This is a genomic window from Paenibacillus camerounensis, from assembly GCF_000723885.1.
Classification (GTDB): Bacteria; Bacillota; Bacilli; order Paenibacillales; family Paenibacillaceae; genus Paenibacillus_AQ; species Paenibacillus_AQ camerounensis.
Window position 1 is genome coordinate 1 of the sequence record NZ_CCDG010000018.1, and the last position, 18,349, is coordinate 18,349.

The 18,349-nt window shown below is 43.7% G+C and carries 12 protein-coding genes; 2 read left to right on the top strand and 10 right to left on the bottom strand.

The window, feature by feature from the left end; all coding sequences use genetic code 11:
- Positions 1-167: 167 nt before the first annotated feature.
- The 5 genes from BN3772_RS06935 to BN3772_RS06955 all read right to left on the bottom strand — a co-directional run bounded on the left by BN3772_RS06935 (position 168) and on the right by BN3772_RS06955 (position 7,287).
- Positions 168-3,197 (bottom strand): bifunctional DNA primase/polymerase, encoded by a 3,030-nt coding sequence (locus BN3772_RS06935; protein WP_042198132.1) that lies wholly within the window; start codon positions 3,195-3,197, stop codon positions 168-170.
- A gap of 65 nt (positions 3,198-3,262) precedes the next feature.
- Positions 3,263-3,790 (bottom strand): hypothetical protein, encoded by a 528-nt coding sequence (locus BN3772_RS06940; protein WP_157643559.1) that lies wholly within the window; start codon positions 3,788-3,790, stop codon positions 3,263-3,265.
- 188 nt (positions 3,791-3,978) lie between these two features.
- On the bottom strand, positions 3,979-4,779 hold the full coding sequence (locus BN3772_RS06945; protein ID WP_042198137.1) for a hypothetical protein: 801 nt from the start codon (positions 4,777-4,779) through the stop codon (positions 3,979-3,981).
- 144 nt (positions 4,780-4,923) lie between these two features.
- Complete coding sequence (locus tag BN3772_RS06950) at positions 4,924-6,225, bottom strand: copper amine oxidase N-terminal domain-containing protein (RefSeq protein WP_042198139.1); 1,302 nt, start codon at positions 6,223-6,225, stop codon at positions 4,924-4,926.
- Positions 6,226-6,288: 63 nt separating this feature from the next.
- Entirely contained in the window at positions 6,289-7,287 is a 999-nt protein-coding gene (locus BN3772_RS06955; RefSeq protein WP_042198142.1) for a TcaA NTF2-like domain-containing protein, read from the bottom strand.
- A 162-nt stretch (positions 7,288-7,449) separates the two neighbouring features.
- Here BN3772_RS06955 and BN3772_RS06960 point away from each other — a divergent pair, with 162 nt between their 5' ends.
- Positions 7,450-7,818 (top strand): helix-turn-helix domain-containing protein, encoded by a 369-nt coding sequence (locus BN3772_RS06960; protein WP_042198144.1) that lies wholly within the window; start codon positions 7,450-7,452, stop codon positions 7,816-7,818.
- A gap of 60 nt (positions 7,819-7,878) precedes the next feature.
- Here BN3772_RS06960 and BN3772_RS06965 read toward each other — a convergent pair whose 3' ends face one another.
- From BN3772_RS06965 to BN3772_RS06980, 4 genes are all read right to left on the bottom strand, one after another.
- Complete coding sequence (locus tag BN3772_RS06965) at positions 7,879-8,907, bottom strand: hypothetical protein (RefSeq protein WP_042198146.1); 1,029 nt, start codon at positions 8,905-8,907, stop codon at positions 7,879-7,881.
- A 71-nt stretch (positions 8,908-8,978) separates the two neighbouring features.
- On the bottom strand, positions 8,979-9,452 hold the full coding sequence (locus tag BN3772_RS06970) for a hypothetical protein (protein WP_042198149.1): 474 nt from the start codon (positions 9,450-9,452) through the stop codon (positions 8,979-8,981).
- 132 nt (positions 9,453-9,584) lie between these two features.
- Positions 9,585-10,106, bottom strand: coding sequence for a hypothetical protein (locus tag BN3772_RS06975; protein ID WP_052380405.1), 522 nt, complete (start codon positions 10,104-10,106; stop codon positions 9,585-9,587).
- 361 nt (positions 10,107-10,467) lie between these two features.
- Positions 10,468-13,653 (bottom strand): Eco57I restriction-modification methylase domain-containing protein, encoded by a 3,186-nt coding sequence (locus tag BN3772_RS06980; protein ID WP_042198152.1) that lies wholly within the window; start codon positions 13,651-13,653, stop codon positions 10,468-10,470.
- 169 nt (positions 13,654-13,822) lie between these two features.
- On the opposite strand from BN3772_RS06980, the gene BN3772_RS06985 reads away from it, so the two are divergent.
- Complete coding sequence (locus tag BN3772_RS06985) at positions 13,823-14,842, top strand: transposase (protein ID WP_086074447.1); 1,020 nt, start codon at positions 13,823-13,825, stop codon at positions 14,840-14,842.
- A gap of 624 nt (positions 14,843-15,466) precedes the next feature.
- On the opposite strand, the gene BN3772_RS06995 is transcribed toward BN3772_RS06985, so the two are convergent.
- Positions 15,467-18,349 carry an N-6 DNA methylase gene (locus BN3772_RS06995; protein WP_042198156.1) on the bottom strand — a complete coding sequence of 961 codons (2,883 nt, stop codon included), beginning with the start codon at positions 18,347-18,349 and terminating at the stop codon, positions 15,467-15,469.

The window sequence follows — 18,349 nt, forward strand, 5'->3', positions numbered from 1 at the left end:
CGGAAAAAATGGGGCCTGGAGACCGGCGTTGACAAAGGGAAATCTTAAAGAAAAGTCAGGGGGTGGTGGGGTTTTTCTTTGATTGTTGTTGACTTTGTTGGCCTCCTGTCAGCCCCCTGGGTCGGAGGTTTGTGGGGAGGTTCCCCCTTTGAGGGGGAGTTGCGGCTTCACGTCTCAAACCAATCGGAAACAGGCCTCGGCTTCTGAGCGGCAGCCGCTTTTCGGACATTCTCCCGAGCTTCACTCTCGGGATCAGACTCCCAAACGGCGCTGCGCTTGATCCAGACGGTGTTGACCCGTTGTCCGTCGATGGCTTTCCTTCGAGTGAACTTGACCTTTTCCTTGCCATGGTCCCGGGTGATCTCCGGCTCCAGCAGCCCGTCAAAGTGGAGTTGCCGCCAGAGGTCCTTCATCTTGAGTGGAATCTGCTCCTGCTGTTTGGACAAAAATGTGCTGACTTCGTTGTACAACACACTCGGCAAAAAGTAGAAGCGTTCGTTGTCCTGCCAGCCTACATGCTTTCCCTTTGGAGCAAGATCTTCGCATGACTTGCGCTCCGCTACGTTTGCAGGAAGAGTGTAGAGCGAACCGTTTTGCAGCAGTTCGCCAACAATGGACAGAAACTGTTCGCCCGGCCTTGCGCCCAACACCTGCTCACTCTGTTCTTCGGACAGAGAAAGCAAGGTGGTCCAGCCTTCGTCCAGCCGCAATTGTCGCTCCGACTCCGTCAGAACGCCCTCAAGGGCGGCAAACTTCAAAAGGTTGTCCCAGCCCAGGAACAGCCAGGCGGCGTTTTCTGCCAACCTCCCGTGGCTTTGACCAGGCAGAGCAAGGTCACGCCTTTCCCGGAACGTTTGCCGGAGTCCTTCTGCAAATCCGGGTTTCGACATCTGCTCTCCTACCCAAGCCACGTACCCGGTCATCGTCGAAGCTAAAAGGTCACTCTGTCGCTGGGCCTCACTCAGCCTGACGAGGTCAATGTCGCTAGGTCGAAGCTCCACTCCCTGAACGCGTGCGCTGCTGGAGTGCCCGTCAATCTGCTGCTCTCCGGTGACGAGCGCGATTCCCTTGGCGGCGTAGTCGGCCCGAAGGGAGGCGTCTGTCTTCATCCGTCCGCGCCCTACCCGGTCGCCGTAGCTGCGAATCAGGAACTGCGCGATCTGCTCCATCTTCCGGGCCTCACCGGAGCTGGCGCTCGGGTGGAAGTCGTCGATCCAGAGCAGGCAATCCTTGCAGTCGAAGGCGCGTTTCTCCAGGGAATTGGCCGTGTCCTTGAAGCTGGCCGGAGGCCCCTTGGGGCTGAACTGGCCGAAGTGGCTCAGAAACAGCGCAGAAAGTGTGGACTTCCGGGTCCCAGTCACGCCGTACAGCCACAGCAAGAAGGCCGGTTCGATCCCGACTTGTCGAAGGGCTTCGCAGAGCGGACTCAAGAACACGGCAGACAGCAACGGAAGCGTGACTTCCGGCTTGGCGACATTCAGAAGGTTCAGGCTGGCGCGGATCGGCTGCTCAAGGGAAGCGCCCGGCTCGGGGAGAACGTACTTCTCCAGCCGCTTGTCCAACTTTACCTCGACATTTTCCTCTCCCACGCAGCCCCCGCCGTGCAGGTATCTCCAGCCTTCAGGAAACCGCCGGAAGCCGAGGTGAGCGTACACGGTTTTCTTCAGCGCGTCTTTGCTGAGGAGCTGGATGAGGTGGCGCATCTTCGCCTTGGCTGCGAATTCCGGCTCCAGATTGGCGCTTAACCCCCAGCGAAAAATCCAGTTCAAGGACTCAAACTCCTCCATCTTGACCTCAAGGGGCGGAAGAGGCCTCCAAGTATCCAGGGAGACGCCTTCAATCGTAAAAAATTGCCGCGCCTCCGCGCCGTCGTCCGCAAGAACCGTCGCCGAGGCGTAGGCGACAAAGTTGGCAATGGGGTGGAAAGTCTCTTCGCCCTTCTTGGCGTAAGTGCTCTCTCCCACCTTGCCGTCCTTGATCTGGTACTGTCCCTCCGCCAGCCTTTTGTCGATGTGCTCCGGCAGGGCAGGCTTTGGCTTCTTGGACCTCACCCAATCAGCCGGGGAGTTGGACATCTGCCCGTCCTTTAGGCGGACGGAACCGAAGCAGGCTTTCACCTGATCGGTTGAACAGCCGAAAGCGCTACAGCGCGGATGACCGAAGGCTTCGGCCCTGGCGTCCGCCTCCATCTTCTCCAGCCTGGACTCGCTGTGTGCATCGTGCTTTTCCGACGCTTCCGAGAAGAAACGGGCTTCTTCCTGCTTACCCAAGCGTGTGAGCAGGGAAGTGGTCTTGAACCAGGCGTCCTCGCTGCATCCGCCGTCCGCCTGTTCTCCGGTGATTTGGAGAAGACAGGGACAACCCTTAGCCAGCCGTTCCAGCGTTGGAGCCTGACTGATGAGTCCGGCAGGGCTGAAAGAAGGGGAAGAAAAGCTGAATGAGGCGCTTGGAGCAAGTTTTCCGGTTAGAGGTTGGGAAAGGTCCACATTTTCGGAAAAAGCTTCTTGAGCGTTTTCCTGCGATGGATCTGCCTCATCTTCCTGAGCTTCGTCGTCAAACAGCCCAGCTGCGGCCCAAGAAGTGTTCATCTCCCTAAGCATCCATTCGGGTGCCGGGGCCAGCGGCAAGTCGTCAGGACTGCCGCCTTCCTCCCACTCGTAGACACCGCCGTTGGCGTGAACGGAGCCGGGAATGACCGTGTACTGGCCGTCTCCCAGCAGTTCCAACGCCTCGTGCTCATCGTCTGCGGAGGAAAAGGATGCCTTTTTAAAGACAGCGTCGTAAGGCGTTAGGTAGAGGTAGCGATAACCTCCGCCCGGTGTGGAATATCTCCAGGTAGGAGGCAGGTCGCCGCCAGAGAGTTCCTCCAGCTTGGCTCTCCCGAACTCCCCGTCCACATCAATAGCAATGACACGAGAACGTTTGCCGAGTACCAAACCGGCGTTCCAGTTCGGACGTTTGGCAAACCAATTCCTGATCTGCTCCAAATCCGTAGTGGCCCGATTTCTCCAGTCCGAAATTAAGGTTAGTTTGCCAGGGCGCTTACAGCTCTTTCGGTGATTTTTGCTCATGCCAGAATGACTGTGTGAGCAGAGAGGCAAAACAGGCATACCCAGTCTGCCCAACCGTAGAGCCTCATTTAATATTTTCAATGGGTATTTTGGATTAGTGTTGTCCGCTTGCTTTTCAATAGTCAAGGTGCATGTCCTCCTGTCAGTGGTAATGCGGACGGTTCACCCGCAGAAGCGAACCGTCCGTCGTGTTACTCGTACTGTTCTTCGCCGTCCGCCTCTTCCGGGTTAGAACCTTCGGAATCATCGTCAAAGTCGTCGGGGATCAATTCCGTTTGGACAAGGTTGGTGAAGGACCTGCCGTTTTTGGCGCTGTTGATCTTGACGGTTAGGAGCAGTTCGCGTCCCTCCAGGCCGATGACGTCGAGTGCTTCTTTCGGTCCTGGCAGCAAATCGGTCACCTCGAGCAACTGGCGGAAGGGCGAGCCTTCCTTCCAATCCGGTTGAATCAGGAAGGATTCAACCAGAGATTCGCCTTCAGTGTTGAAGAACTCCGCCTCGAGCCGCAGGCGTTCGGTTCCGGTTGAGCTGATGACAGAAGCAGCCATGATCTTGGCCTTGTACTGGTCATCGGTCAATGTGTCGAATCCTGGGCGGCGGAGCAGAAGCGGTTCTTCATTGGGGCGAGTTAGTGCTGAGCGAAGAGGCTCTCTGTTCTTGTTACTGGCAGTGGTTTCTTCTTTAGAGGTACTGTTTGGAATTCTTTTGATTGGTGGCAATAGTATCAGTCTCCCTTAACTTAGTAATGGTTGCTACAAACTACACACTAAGTATCACAGAAACTGAGGGCCAAAATATTTACAGAAATTAACCCGTTTTCTGTAAAATAAACGACTAAAATTAAGGTGGTAGAGAGCAGCATAGAAAAAACCATTCATGGTTACCGTCTAGGTAACCATGAATGGTTCTATTCAAAGTCTTTTGAAGATTTCATTTCCGTAATCAGTCTTTGTCCAACTGCATTCTCAGTTAACTTATTAATGGTACTCATGTTAGCCTTAGGTCCCAACAAAGCCACATTGAAACCCTCTTGCTCTATCAATTCGTTTAAGTCGCCAAAGATAGCTTGATGAGTCATCAATCGACTAATTTGTTCACGCCACTCGCTTAAAGCTGATTCTAATATCATCTGGTAGTCACGGATCATTACCAATTGAAATTCTAAGCTCATCATTTGCTCTGTAGAAAAAATATCTTCGGCAAGCTGACTATGAGCTTTATTTTGAAGGTCAATGATTTTCTCTTGTAAGAGTACATTACTGATAAGTTGAATACTTTGATCAGAAGGCTTATCCAGAGTTAAGGCTTGTTTATAGAATAATATTAACTCTTCGGATTCCTCTAAAGTTAGCTGGATTTCTTTTCTTATCTTTTCATACAAATGTCTATACTTTCCGTTATGGTAAAAGGCTTTAATGACAGTAATAAAAGCTATTTTTTGAAAAGAGTCAATCTTAGTATTTGCATTTGTTATACCTAAGAGTTTATTCATAGTTTGAATTATTCTTCTAACTTCTTGATCAGCCGCTTGAAAAGCATCGGTTCCTTTTTTAACTCCGGTTATGTCCTGAGTCAATCCCGCAATCGTAAAAAAAGACGGTTTCTTTTTTTTCTTATTCTTATTCTTTTTCTTATTCTTATTCTTTTTCTTATTCTTGTCCTTGCTGTAATGGGCAGGGCGATTATATGGTTTCTTAATATTTGACAAATTTCTCACCAACCATTTAAGATTCAATGCTTACCTATTATATTGAACGAGACAAGAAAATCAAAGAAAAAAACAATGTGGGATATAACAAAAAGCACCGTCTCCTAGAAGACGATGCTTTTTCTAAATAGGTTTGGATGAGATTTAATCATTTTTAAAAACAATAAACTTTGTTGTTTCGCCTCTGTCAGTCACCACCCGAATGAAGAAAGACCCGGAAGTTGGTTGGAACTCTGAACCCGCATCTAAAAATGAAGAAAGGGGAATCATCAATCCCTCGTATCCATTGTTAGAAATAATGGTTTTGGCAGTTGGCGTAAACGTGTAATCCTGAATTTGCACGCTCTTTATCTCCATGCCGGTCAAGTAAGGATCGAAGATTTTCAGTCCATCGGCACTGAGGGTCAACTGCAGACTGTCCATTTTTTTCTGCGCTTCTGCCTGCAGTTCAGGGATCACGACCGAACCACCCTGAGAACGAGTAGAGCGGATGTCATATTCCTGGGACGAACTGAGTAAATTTCCGGCAACTAGGAGAGTCATTGGTTCCGTTTGTTTGCGTCCTAAGGTATCCATCGTGTCCACGCTTCCGCTACCTACTGGAATGCCATTCACAGTAATGCTATCACCAGCCTTGAGAGCAGCCGTTCCAAAGTAGAAAATTTGGAAGTACACGCTATCCTCCCAACTCTCCGTCATTTCTCGGTACTTTCCGCCTGCGTGGGCGACGACTCCAGTTACCGTTTTGCCGTTGCTCAATTTGATTTGACGGATGCTGTCGATCTCCAAGAACGTAAAATTGACAATTGTAGAGCTGTACTTATTCCAATCCCGGGCAATTTCGTTAACCGGTATGGACTTGGCTATCTTATCGAGTGATAGAGGGTTAGCAGCCGAACCGAAGAATGCAGACTGATTATTGGAGAGCGTCTGTTTAGTATTTGCATTGAGCTTAATTCCACCCGCGTACTGATCGAGAGCCAGCGACAGCGTGGCGATCCCGTCGGTGGAGGCGGAAGTTATTGAGGCATTGCCGCTTGTAAGGACCACAGTGTTATTTTTGAAGCTTACGCTGTACCCAAAGGCTTCGGCCACCGCCCGAGCTGGAAGATACACTTTGTTTTGAATGGACCGAGCAGGTACCTCCAACTCTTTGTACAGCATCCCGTTCTTGTAAACCTGCTTTTTGCCGATAGTCACGTTTACCGTGGTATTTCCCTTGACTGCTGTGATGGTCTGCGCCTTGGCATCCCACTTGATTTGGCCGACACCCAGGGCGTTGAGCAGCTCTCGCAGCCCGAAGAAAGTGATGCCTTGTTGAATGAAGGATGGGCTTGTGACTGCCGTTCCGTTGACGCTGAGCTTGACTGAAGCTGCAGAGGCGGTACCGCTGAGAAGAGTTAGAGCAGTGATCGAGGCGATAAACAATGACTTGATTTTTTTCATGAATTTGATTGCTCCTTTAGTATAAGGGTGGTTATAACCACAAGCAGAATGGACTCCAAAATATTATTCAGCCTTCGCTAAAGAACTGAATTGAAAGACTCCCTGATCGACCTGAAAGGCGGTGTACGTCCATACGTTGTCAGTCGTTTTCTCAGTACCATCTGCTAAAAAGACCTTGATCTGCTCCCTTACCTTCATCGTGAGCGTGCCATTCCCCTCATCGTAGGATGTCGATAGAATCTCATATTCTTCTAGTTCCTCACGCGTACCCTTCTCGCTGAGTGTTTGAACAAGCTTTTGCTGTTGGGTGTAGAGGTTGCTGTCGTACAGCAAATGGATCTCCACCAAGGAGAAATCTCCGGTGTTGATAGCTTCGATCAAGGCGTTCAGGTATCCGGTGTAGTTGTCCTCGAAAATAAAATCGTCGGACTTGGCATTTCCGCCTTCAATAAATGAAGAGCTGCTGTCAGTGGTTGGCGGTTCTCCCACCGGAGCTACAGAAGAATCTGTCGCAGATGTGGAAGATAACCCTCCGTCAAATGAAGTGATTCGGTACACATCGTTTTGCCCAACGAAAAACTTAAGCTCGCTTACGTCCTCAGGTCGGACGACAAAGCCTACGCGAAGGGTACGCTTTCCGCCAGGCAAAACCGTTGAGGTTTGGATGTCACCTTTCTCCACGGTTTCTGCAGTGGGATCGCTCTCCAGCAGTTCTTTGTTGACTGTGAGCAGTGCAAAGGATCGGCCAGAGACTTCCAGTTGACTGTCAGTGCCGTTTTGCAGCGTGAGATCAAACACCAAGAATTCCTGATCGAATACATTCATTTTTAATTCTGCGCTGTTAATCTTAATGAGTAGTCCCTTATATTCCGTTTTCCACAAGTGCCCTGCAGGAGGATCAGCTACGGTAGTGGTATCATTTATGGGTGTTGGTCCATGAGTTGCTGCCGTTTGAGGTTTTGCAGTTATCTGAGCAGCCGATTCAGTGACATTCTTTGAGGAGCAACCAGAAATAAGGAGTGTCGCAATTAAGATGACAAAAGCAATTAAGTTTCTTTTCATGTAAAATCTCCTTGTTCAACAATTGTTGGAGAATTAGTATCGAGAAATACAATATACCAGACAAAATAGCACCAAACAATACGATTATAACACCAAACTCGTATCTTTGGTAGTTGGTTCCTTGGGGTAACTCTCTCTTACGCTTATCATGAGGTGATGCTCATGGTACATAAGGCGAAGAGCGACCAAAAAGAGGCAGAGGCGTTTGCGAAAAAAGTAGGAGAGAAGATCAGAGTGCTTCGTGTAGAACAGGGGCTATCCCAGGAGAAATTAGGAGAACTGGCGGAGCTGAACTCGAATTATATTGGGCAGATTGAACGTGGGGAAAAGAGCATTTCTGTCTTTACCCTGAAAAAGATTGCCGAAGGCTTGTCCCTGTCATTAGAGCAATTATTTCGCATAGTGGACCCTGCCGATCGAGAAGATGCATTAGGAGAAATGATTGAATTGATAGTTAAACGACCTGTTTATGAGCACGCCAAAGCGTTGACGGTGTTGAAGGCTGCTTTGGACTGGAAGGAAACTACGTAAATTGAGAACGTTGTTCTGTCCGTCTGAGTTCTAGGGATCCAGTTCTCTTTATTGTAGGTGTTAAACTTTTATTAGGTACTTTGAATTGATGCTTAGGGATTCTTCAGCATGTTTGAGATATAATTTCATATCCCTGGTAGATTGATTGGCCTGTTCGGTAAAAAGCGGGCGCAGGAGGGGATTATCTAATTTAAAGTAGTCTCGCCCCCGCTGTTCTCCAAACAAAGCGATCATGGCGTAGTGGTAACTTGCCGAATTGCAAATACCTGCCGTACCAAGAGGAATGTAATCGGCAATTTCACCCACAGTGAACTTAAATGTGGGATCTTTTCCTGCTTCCAAAGAAAGAAGCAAGCAGGCGAACAGTACGTCGCAGTTGGCGCGCCCAACGATCTGCTCCATCCTAAAGCGCTCAGAAGTAAGCCCATCCCACGTAAAAGTGCGAATGGTGGGTTCTATGGTCCGAAAGTCCGGTGATACCTGCTTGTAAGCGTGCCTGTTACCGTAGGCCTTCAAGAAACGGTCGAGTTTGACCCGTGAATCTTCCTTATAAGGTAACTTGGGAATGATGGATCGGAAAAAGGATGTGTAATCCTCCAAATCAGTAAACTCTAGACTCCTGCTTGCTTCATTCTCAGAATGACTGGTTTCCTGAAGAAGTTCCCGCATGGCTTCCATCCGGTGCCGATCCACAAGTTCAAAATCATTAGAATGTTGAAGGTGGAGCAGAAACGCTGCTGCTGAAAAGCCAGTGCTCCAATCTGGAAGTTGTCCCTGCCAGAACCGAAACACCTCCTGTGGCTCTGATGACGCAACCGGCAAGAACTCCGGCCAGGCTTTGAGAATGACAGCAATCGTGCGCGAAATGGCTGAGGGCAGGCTTTGGCGTTGCCAACCTCCGAAGTGCCAGCCAAGGGCCTTTTTGATCGTCTCAGGCTGAACAGAGGCCGGATCGCAGAAAATTTTGTGCCACTCCAATAGCGGTTCTACCGGGTATCGGGCGTAAGGAAAACGTCCCAAATGTTCGTCGATTCGCTCCTGAACGATAGCGGCCACGGCACGCTTTTCTTTTTCGCTTAATGTAATCATGATATGCTCCTTTCGATTGTTTACTTCTTAAGAAATCCTTCAAGAAATGCCTCCATCAAGCAACTGGTAAACTACTTCCCAAAATACTCGGTGAACCGGTCTTCGGCGTATAGGTTTTTCGTATGTTCATCGTCTCTCGTTTCCATAATCCCTGCTTCAGCGGCCACTGCTTCTTTGGCCTCGTTCGATACCCACAACGGCGGAGCAATCTCTGCTATCCATTCTAAAGCTAATGCGTTCGGGCTTCCTTCAATGATGGGTGTCTCATCTGTCAGGGCCGATTCGCTGAGCAACTGAATGCTGTCTTCGGCCCATGCGATTTCCAATTCGGTCCCGTCCCAGTATGGGTTAATCGTGTTGTCATTTTCCCTGTAGGTCAGAGCGACTCTTAGTTTCCAGTGCGAATTCAAGACTGTTCCAACCTCTGTGCTTATCCTTGCTGAAACTGCCAAAAGGTACGTTGTTCCGTCGTAATTAAAGGTTCTGTCTAGAAATTCCAACAGTTTCTTCCTCCTGCTTTCATTTGTGTAAAAGTCCCCTTCCATGTCAATCTCCTCCTATTTAATGGCGTTCAATATATTAATATTTGTCTGTGATTGTTTGCTTTGCGAAAAGAAACCTCTACCCATAAACAGGTAGAGGCTGACCGTGAAAGCAGTTAGGAAGGCGAAATATCCTCAGATAGTAACTTTGTCCAGCAACGCTTCCTGAGAAGTGAAGGTTTTGGTGACCGATACCTGCAGTGAACGTTCACTAATTTGGAAGAAGGCTATCCGTTGGCCTTCCACCGTCTGCATGTAGGAAATTTCGCTGAACGAGATACTGGTTCTTCCGCTGAAGTCCAGGTCAAAAATCTCCGTCACTTCTCTTACCAACGGTGCGCAATAGATGACGGCTTTGTTGCCCATCTTTTTTACTTCAAATCTGGTTTGGTTATCGGGTAGGTATGCTGCTAAGGCTATTCCATCCTCACCAATCGCGATCTGAATTGTCTCTGGCGATCCTAATTGTGCCATCACAATTGGAGAAATGGCAATCCGCATGCCGTTTCTCTTTGTGTTGACAACGGTAAGCAGCACAGGAGATTCCTTTTTTGATCCGCGTTGCCCTTTTTGTGTTGCAGGGGCTTCGAATCTTGCGCTTTCGTAAATTGGAAGCATGTCGGCAATCTGGTTTTCTTCGTTTGGAATGGTATCCATTGTCATCCTCCTTTACCTGTTCGCATTTTATTTACAAAATGATGAGCTTCAATTCGGAGTAAGTACCTCCATCACGTTGTCATTTTGCATTTTCATTATCTCTGTATAGGACAACGAAAAAAATTACAAGAAACAGGCCGGATTATGTAAGAAAGTAGGCAAAAAGACTAGAGGCCCGCAGTGTTTCAAATACAGAGGTTGTTATCTTTTTTCTCTGCTCTTCTCACCATTACTTCTATTAAAATGAAGATACTGCAAATACCTCTATTCAAAATGAAGAATAGAGGTATTTGCTATTAAATTTACGAGAGATGATGTAAAGATCTTTGCTTCAATAATTATAATATCTCAATCAACATCTTTAATTGTACAAGGGCTTGGAGCTCCCCTCCACATGGAAGAACTCTGATATTAAATGATTAAGTGTTACTAGCTCAGGTATAATCATTTTACGCACTTTTGATCTCCGTGATGTTAGCTTGTTTTCAATATTCAGCTCATCCGCAGTAATATTCATTAGAATTTTTTGTTCAATTTCCTCTACTTGCTTAACAATAGCCAGCTGTAATTCTGTTTGCTTATACTTAGGAATAAACATCAAAGGCAGTTTATGAACATGTCGCTCGGTAAAGCCACCTTCTGCTTGAAAATCCTTTATTGCCGCATTAATATAATCAGAATTAATAAAAGCTACGACATAACGGGCCTCATCAAGATTATCAAACGGAGCAACATACGTTGTTTGATCGGCAATAAACTTAGCCGGATTTGTCTTGTCATTTAATTGGATGGCAGCACATGGCTGACTACCACCTGCACCCATATGCACTAACACTTCATTCTTATAAAACATTTGTTGTGAAAGCTTTCCGCGCACATCAATACCCTTTCGAAAGCTGTTATTTCTAAATTCCGGGAGATCATCAAACTGAGCAAACCACTCTGCAGAATAATTCTCACCTGCCAGCAATAAATCCTCGGTATTTAACAATTCAATCTCTTCACTAATCTCAACTGGTAATGCTACAGTTAAATCATCAGATAGGATAAAGAATGGCAATAACATTTCTGAAATTACTGTTCGATGAAGGAATCTCTGATTAATAATCCCTTTGAAGACCCTACCTTTCAGCTTCTTGTTATTCTTATTATTTACCGCATACTTGGATGTGGATATCGTTACATTGATACCTGCATTTTTATTCAATGTCTCTACGAATACAGCTGTTCGAGGCATCAAATCGGCTCCCTGTCTAAACTTATCAAGGTATGGGCTAGTTATTGCTGAAGCGATCGTTGAATTTGTACTATACGCATTTTTCTTATTTAGCTCTACCAGATAGAGCTGGGCAAGTTGCACATTCTCATGTTCATCTAGTGATTGTAACTCCCGATAACTAAACCCTTTATTATCACTTAATATTTTTGTGCAGAATAAAACACAAGATTTCACTTTAAACTTAGAAAGACCGTTAGGGATTTCCCATAGTTCATCAAATTGAATGGGTACAATCTCACTAAAGGCAGCCTTGCGGAAACCGTAATGTTGGTCCCCATTCATAATTGTTCCTGGTAGAATAAATGCTGCCGTTCCATCCATCTTTAAATAGTTATCAATACAGATAAGCATAAAAATTGTTGCAATCTCTGTATGATGAGCTGTTTCACCTGTTGGTTTTATTTTGTACCTCTTCGCCATCAGCTCTAATTTACCTCCATATTTTACATTTGGTAAACTCGACATTGCCAACCAAGGTGGGTTTGATACGATGAAATCAAATTCATTACGCAGCCCTTTTGGAACACTTGTATTCAGCAACATAAACTGCCAAATCCCATCATTCACTTGGGATCGTTTTTTAAAGAAATACCTAATTAAAATATTTGTTGCCTCTTGAAGCGTCCTTAACAGAAATTCATCTATACCTTTAATATCTTCATCCAGAATATTATGAATATCGATTCTTCTCAAAATAGTATCCAAATTATTGTTCGTAAGAGCTGATAAAGCCAACTGGTCACATTTCTTATATAACTTCGCCAACGCACTATGACTCTTAGCAATTAGTTGAGGAATAGTAATAAAACCAAATTCATCATCTAATTTTACTTCGATTATCTCTTGATCGATTGCCTTTTCAATTAAAGAATCCGTATGATATATAGGAATTGTAATGACATCCATAGCTTCTGAAAGTAGCTCATTGTTTGTCATTAGCCAAATCCCCTTTGATAAAATAACTGCGATTGGGTCAACATCAAACCCTACAATGTTTTGCTGAATGGTTTTTATTTGTTGTACTTTTGGTACATTTTGCGTTTCTAGCAAGATTTGTAATTGCCGAATTGCTTCTCCAAATATAACTCCTGTCCCAACAGCTGGTTCTAAAATTTTGGAATCACTTCTTAATAATGGACGAATACGCTTAAATATATTCGTACTTAAACTATCCGGTGTGCTTGTTTGCCCATTCTCTTTGCGTGCATCTGCAGGAATGATTTCTTCGAAGATCAAATGGAAGAGGTTGATCTTGTCTACGTGATTGAAATCATATTCTTTAATATAGAAATATATTTCCTTTGCAATTGCCACAAATTCATCTATATATAACAAGCTTAACATCCATGAATAGTAATCAGACTCAACGTAATTACTTACTCTTAGTGAATTTTTCACTATGTCCCCAGTAATAATTTCTTTAATTAACGAATCATCAATTACTTTACCTGAATCCAGCCTTAAGCTTCGAGCCACAATCACACGACAAAGGATTACTAAATACAAATGCTGGCTATATGATTTCATTACACGTTCAGGTGGAGACTGGTAATTATACTGTTGGAAGAATGTCCATAAGTTTATTGCGTTTTGCACTATAGAATCACTATCATATGCCTTTACAACAATTTGCTGAATCTTACTCACATTCTGATTAAACTGTACACTGCCCTCACCAAAGTTAATATTTAAGACCCCTGGTGTAATTTGAAGTACATTATCAGTAATTAAATATTTTTCTAAAAAATCAACAAGATACGCTGCAGAGTTTTCCAAATCATTTGATGCATCAACTTCTTCGATTATTAATAATGTAACTTCATCTGCATTGTATCTATCCTTAATTTCAGTACAAGTGGCTTGATATGCTTTCCACCGTAACCCATCTGTAATAATTCCTATATGTTTATCATCGTATCCAAAAATATTCCATTTTCCGGAAATATAACGACGGATTTCTAAATGTGCTACATCAAATGCACCTGTTATAGTTGTATCTCGCTTCCACTCGATTGTTACATTTCCTAGATCGGTATCCTGAAATCCTATGACACTGTTACTTCTGGAAGACTTTTCAGTGCGTATCTGCCCCTCTGCCCCCATATAAATATTATTAACTTTCATTTTTGCTATAGGATTATCTTGAAAAATTTCTCCGATTTTCCCTACAAAAATTTCTTTACGTACACTTTCATTTCTATTTTCCATCTCTGCTTTTTTCATCCAGGTAAGCATGTCAATAGCTGCACTAATCTGTTTCTTTTTCATCATGACACCTCCGTGATTATCTCATCTAAATTTAAGTCCTCGTAATATAAGGATAGTCGATATGGAACTTCCTGTCAACTGAATTTGCAAAAAAAACTACGCTTGATTATTTCTCTAACTATTCTGAAATCGGGTAATAAAAGGTAAGACCTAACTTGGAGGATTCATCATGAAACCACAAAAGAGAGGCTTACCTGAAAATCGAATTGTTCCCGAACGAAAAATGTATTTTCGCCCGGAGGTCACTCATTGCCCAGATTGTGGGACCAAACTCAAGCGACATCACAACGCTTCGAATAAAATAGTTGCGACCCTCGAAGGCATTATTGAAGTCTGGAATATGGCGTACCATTGTCCAGATTTGGCCTGTGGTAAACCCAAACGGTATTTTCGTTCGGTTCAGGCAGACGCCTTGTGTCTCAAACACACCTCGTATGCCTACGATGTACTGGCTCTTGTCGGCGAGATGCGATTTAAGCAACATATGACTGTGACTGAAATCTCAGAAGCCCTAACGGAGCGAGGAATTCCCACCTCAGAACGTCATGCGATGCGTCTGTACGAATGGTATCTGACCTTGCTTCGTGCCTCCCTAACCGCAGATGTCAAAGAACAATTAGTGGATGTCGTCAAGGAATATAACGGACTCCTTCTCTCCATGGACGGTGTCCAGCCCGAGAAAGGAAATGAAACGTTGTATGTCGTGCGCGAAGGGTTTAGCGGGCGGATTCTAGCGGCAAAGAATTTGAAAAGTGGTTCAAAAACCGAATTAATGGCTCTTTTAAAACCTGTCAAAGACCTTGGATTTCCTGTCATTGGCCTGGTCAGCGATGGTCAACAATCTATTCGACTCGCGATGGGAGAAACCTGGCCGGATACACCTTACCAATACTGCCAATACCACTATCTCAAAGATATTGCCAAACCTGTCGTTGACCTGGATCGTAAACTCAAAACCGGGCTCAAAAAAAGCTTACGGGGTCTGCGGGAGATTGAGAAGCAAGTGGAAGACGACGATTCAATAGAAAGTGAAGTCACTCGGGATTACTTAGCCGCAACTCGCTCGCTTCTGCTGGAGGACGGAAATCCCCCACTTGATTTGCCAGGAATTCAGATTTATGAGAAAGCTAAGGCCGTGAAAGCTTCGCTCGAAAAGAGTGTAGCTAAAAAAGGGGGGCCATACTCCTAAAAAAGGTTCTCCTTTTGTTCCGCAAACTCCCTGAATTCACTTCAAAATACCACGCGGTAAAACGGTGGCAGGTTCCGATTCAGGAAACCGCAAGGTTGCTTGCTCCTACAACGGTCATGGAGGACCAGCGCAGTGAAACCGTAAGCTTTGCAATGCAATGTTTGCTGTCTTGGATACAAAAAACGTATACCCGAAAAGAGGATGCCGTGCTGGTATCCAATTTCCAAAGTTATACCCGTGGCTTTTGGAAAGGGCTTTTTACCTGCTATGATTCGCCCTGGGTGCCACGCACGAATAATGACCATGAGCGTTTTTTTCGACAAACGAAAACCAAACACCGACGAACTACGGGACGTCGCAGTTGGAACGAACACATTCTCCGCTGCGGTGAATTTGTGGTGCTCGTCGATGATGCTCTAAACCAACCGAATCTCGTGTCAAGGTTGCACCAAGTTTCTTATGAATCCTTTAACCAAGAACGCCAGAATTGGACAAAACGACTGGACGAAACGACGAAACGCAGACGCTTTCGCCGAGACCCATTAGCCTACCTTAAACAGATTGAAAACAAACTATGTTAGTGAATTAGTCAACCGTAGAAAAAAAAAGAAATAAGCATTTAGCTTATTTCTTCAATCGCTCTTTGGTTAAGAAATCTATTATAGTTTTCGCCTCCTGTAAGATCCCTTCAGTTCCTCTCTCTGTATCAAGGACAACTTCTAAAAGTAGCATATCTAACTCATCACAAATTTCTTTACTAACTAGTGAAGCATTTTTCAACTTTTCCCCTAATTTATACAATCGATATAACTGTCTCTCTGAAAATACTCGGAGGTTAGGCAAGACAATTTTTCGTAAGTGTGTGGCTTCAACCTTTAAAGCCCCTCCACCCATAACACTGCAATTCTTCTCAAGTTGTAAGCGAAGCAAGCTTGAATTTAATATTGCAAAATATATAAGTAGGTGCTTTTCATCTAGGCCATACAATGTCATCGTAATAAAATTAGCATCAATTACGTAAGGGTCTTGTATATCATTCATTATGAATGGCATCTCTTTATAGTTAATACGATTTACAAAAATATTACCGACATGTCTTTCACGAAGACCTAATGAGTACCAAAAAGCGGGTACGTTCTGAAGAGTCGGCTTATTATGATACCCTTGTAAAACAGGCATATCAGGAATATAAATAATCCCCTCGTTTTTTTGTACACGTAATTTGGCTGCCTCTTCTATATATTGGGCGGTACTCTCATCAAAAATGTGTAGCCCCGCTTCTTGCCAAGTTCGTAGCTCATCGGAGGTAAACTTAGTTTCTAAAGTCTCATAATCTTTAGCTAGAATCCCTTTATCACTTATAAAAATATAATGTTCTAGCTCATCATTTAGAACAAAATAGTGAGATAAATCCTTAATAGAACGCACTACCTTTTTGAGATATCTTTTACGTATAAATGCAAGTCTCAAATCCTTCTGGTTTAAATCCACACGCTGATACACTACAAGTAAATACTCTTCATGCAATTGATCATAGTTTACCGGAGTTTGAAAACTCAATGCCTTTAAATCATTTACACTCACAAGCTTTTTACAAAACAGATCCTCCCAAGAACAGTCTGCATAAGCATCTTCTTTAAGTTTTCCGACCAACAGACCATGATTCACAAGGTTCCGATAGTTCATTTTTTCAAAATAGAAAAAACTGTTATAACCCGTTCGAACCCCTTGGTTAACCTCAATTGGTAAGCGTTCAATACTAATCCATTTCTCAGGACTGTAGAGTTGATCTAGAGCACTCTCTTTCTGGAAAAGATCACTCCATTTCTTAATCGAAGATGAAACTTTTTTAATCGGAGCAGTGAGAAGTCTCCGTGCCTTCTTATCCTCCATTAATTCGCCTGCTAAATCAGATTGCTCAACGACATTAATTCTGATAAAGTCATCCTCCCAATTGTCATCAAGGGCTTCTAACCATTTTTTAAATTGTAATTCGATGCTGTATTCCCCATCATATTGATTTGAATTTTCTAAAATCCTTCTCATAATTTCATGTAGACTCACATTTAGATTGTCTATTTGCTTAAACTTGATAAACTTAACACGATTTTGTAGTTTGGGTACCTTCTTCTTTGTAATTACAATCGATGTGCTTACTTGTGCATCTTCAAATGCATTTATATTCGATAAATCCATGACGTATTCTAACTCAGTTAACTGCAGAAAAAACAATTTCAGTATGGCTCCATAATCACGATTAAACCATGAATTAGAGGTAATGAATCCTATTTTCCCATCTGTACGGCAAAGCGAATATGCCAACAACCACGTTGGAACTGTTAAATCGGATAAACCCGAATAACCATTAACAAGATTAAACCAAAACAGTTCATCTTCCTCAAATGAATGTTTATTCTTCCTCAACCATTCAAGCTGTTCAATAAAGTGTTCGTCATTATTTACACCTCCAAGGAGACCTGCTCGTATATAGTGACTAACAAATTGTCCTTGTAATTTAGTATCATCTAATGCGACTTTATAAAAACTAATATAGGCTTGTTTAAACTCATTAGGGATGAATTTAAATAATTTCCACAGATTTTGATAGCGGATGTATGCAGGATTACCGAAAACCACATCAAACGGAGCTATTTTTTCTTGTCTAAGATTTTCTGTGTATAAATCAGGTGCCTTATGTTCACGAATCATCGGATTAAAGGCATCCACATTCATAATCTTCACAATATGTTGATTGTTGCCTTCTACACTGTAAATTTTAAAAAGAAGGTTTGCGATCTCTGCAGTAACTGGGTTAATTTCAAATCCTATAAATTCTTTCGTTACACCGGAATCACCCTGCTCTAGTAGCTCCATCGCTGAAGTGATAAATAAACCTGTTCCGCACATTGGATCCAAAATTCTTTTACTTTCTTTTGATATAGTTAAAGCAGCAATCAGCTTACTTATTGTACCCTCTGTAAAAAACTTCCCCATATCTTTACGTTCTTTATTACTAATTACATCTTCGTAGATACTCACTAATGCCATTAAATCCAGTTGATGATGAAACTCATTTATAAAATCAAAATAAAGGTTTTTATGTGCTTCATGTACAATGTATTCATCATAAAATGATAATATTTTATAATAGAACATCATAGAATGATCACTAGACTGGTCTGAATCTACGTTGGATCGATGTAATATAAGAAGTTCACGAAAGCTATGCGTAGCAGGAAAGTCCTTTAACGAATACTTTTGAAGAAACAGCGTTTTCAGTGTAAATAAGTATAGTAGTTTTTCTATCTCCTTCTCCGTTTGCAGTATAAAATCGTGCTCATTGACTTTTATATCGTTTATTTCAATCCAGCTTTCCAGGATATCTGATACATTTCCATTTGCATATAAAGAAGCGATTTTTCGAGAGATTGTTTCAATTAATTCCGAACTAATCAATTTCCAATTGGCATATCTCTCTCTTCTGCTATGTTGGTCGTACAAAATCAT

Coding starts and splice junctions, on each gene's coding strand:
- BN3772_RS06950 (WP_042198139.1), bottom strand. CDS start 6,225: ATGAAAAAAATCAAGTCATTGTTTATCGCCTCGATCACTGCTCTAACT.
- BN3772_RS06955 (WP_042198142.1), bottom strand. CDS start 7,287: ATGAAAAGAAACTTAATTGCTTTTGTCATCTTAATTGCGACACTCCTT.
- BN3772_RS06960 (WP_042198144.1), top strand. CDS start 7,450: ATGGTACATAAGGCGAAGAGCGACCAAAAAGAGGCAGAGGCGTTTGCG.
- BN3772_RS06965 (WP_042198146.1), bottom strand. CDS start 8,907: ATGATTACATTAAGCGAAAAAGAAAAGCGTGCCGTGGCCGCTATCGTT.
- BN3772_RS06970 (WP_042198149.1), bottom strand. CDS start 9,452: ATGGAAGGGGACTTTTACACAAATGAAAGCAGGAGGAAGAAACTGTTG.
- BN3772_RS06975 (WP_052380405.1), bottom strand. CDS start 10,106: ATGGATACCATTCCAAACGAAGAAAACCAGATTGCCGACATGCTTCCA.
- BN3772_RS06980 (WP_042198152.1), bottom strand. CDS start 13,653: ATGAAAAAGAAACAGATTAGTGCAGCTATTGACATGCTTACCTGGATG.
- BN3772_RS06985 (WP_086074447.1), top strand. CDS start 13,823: ATGAAACCACAAAAGAGAGGCTTACCTGAAAATCGAATTGTTCCCGAA.
- BN3772_RS06995 (WP_042198156.1), bottom strand. CDS start 18,349: ATGATTTTGTACGACCAACATAGCAGAAGAGAGAGATATGCCAATTGG.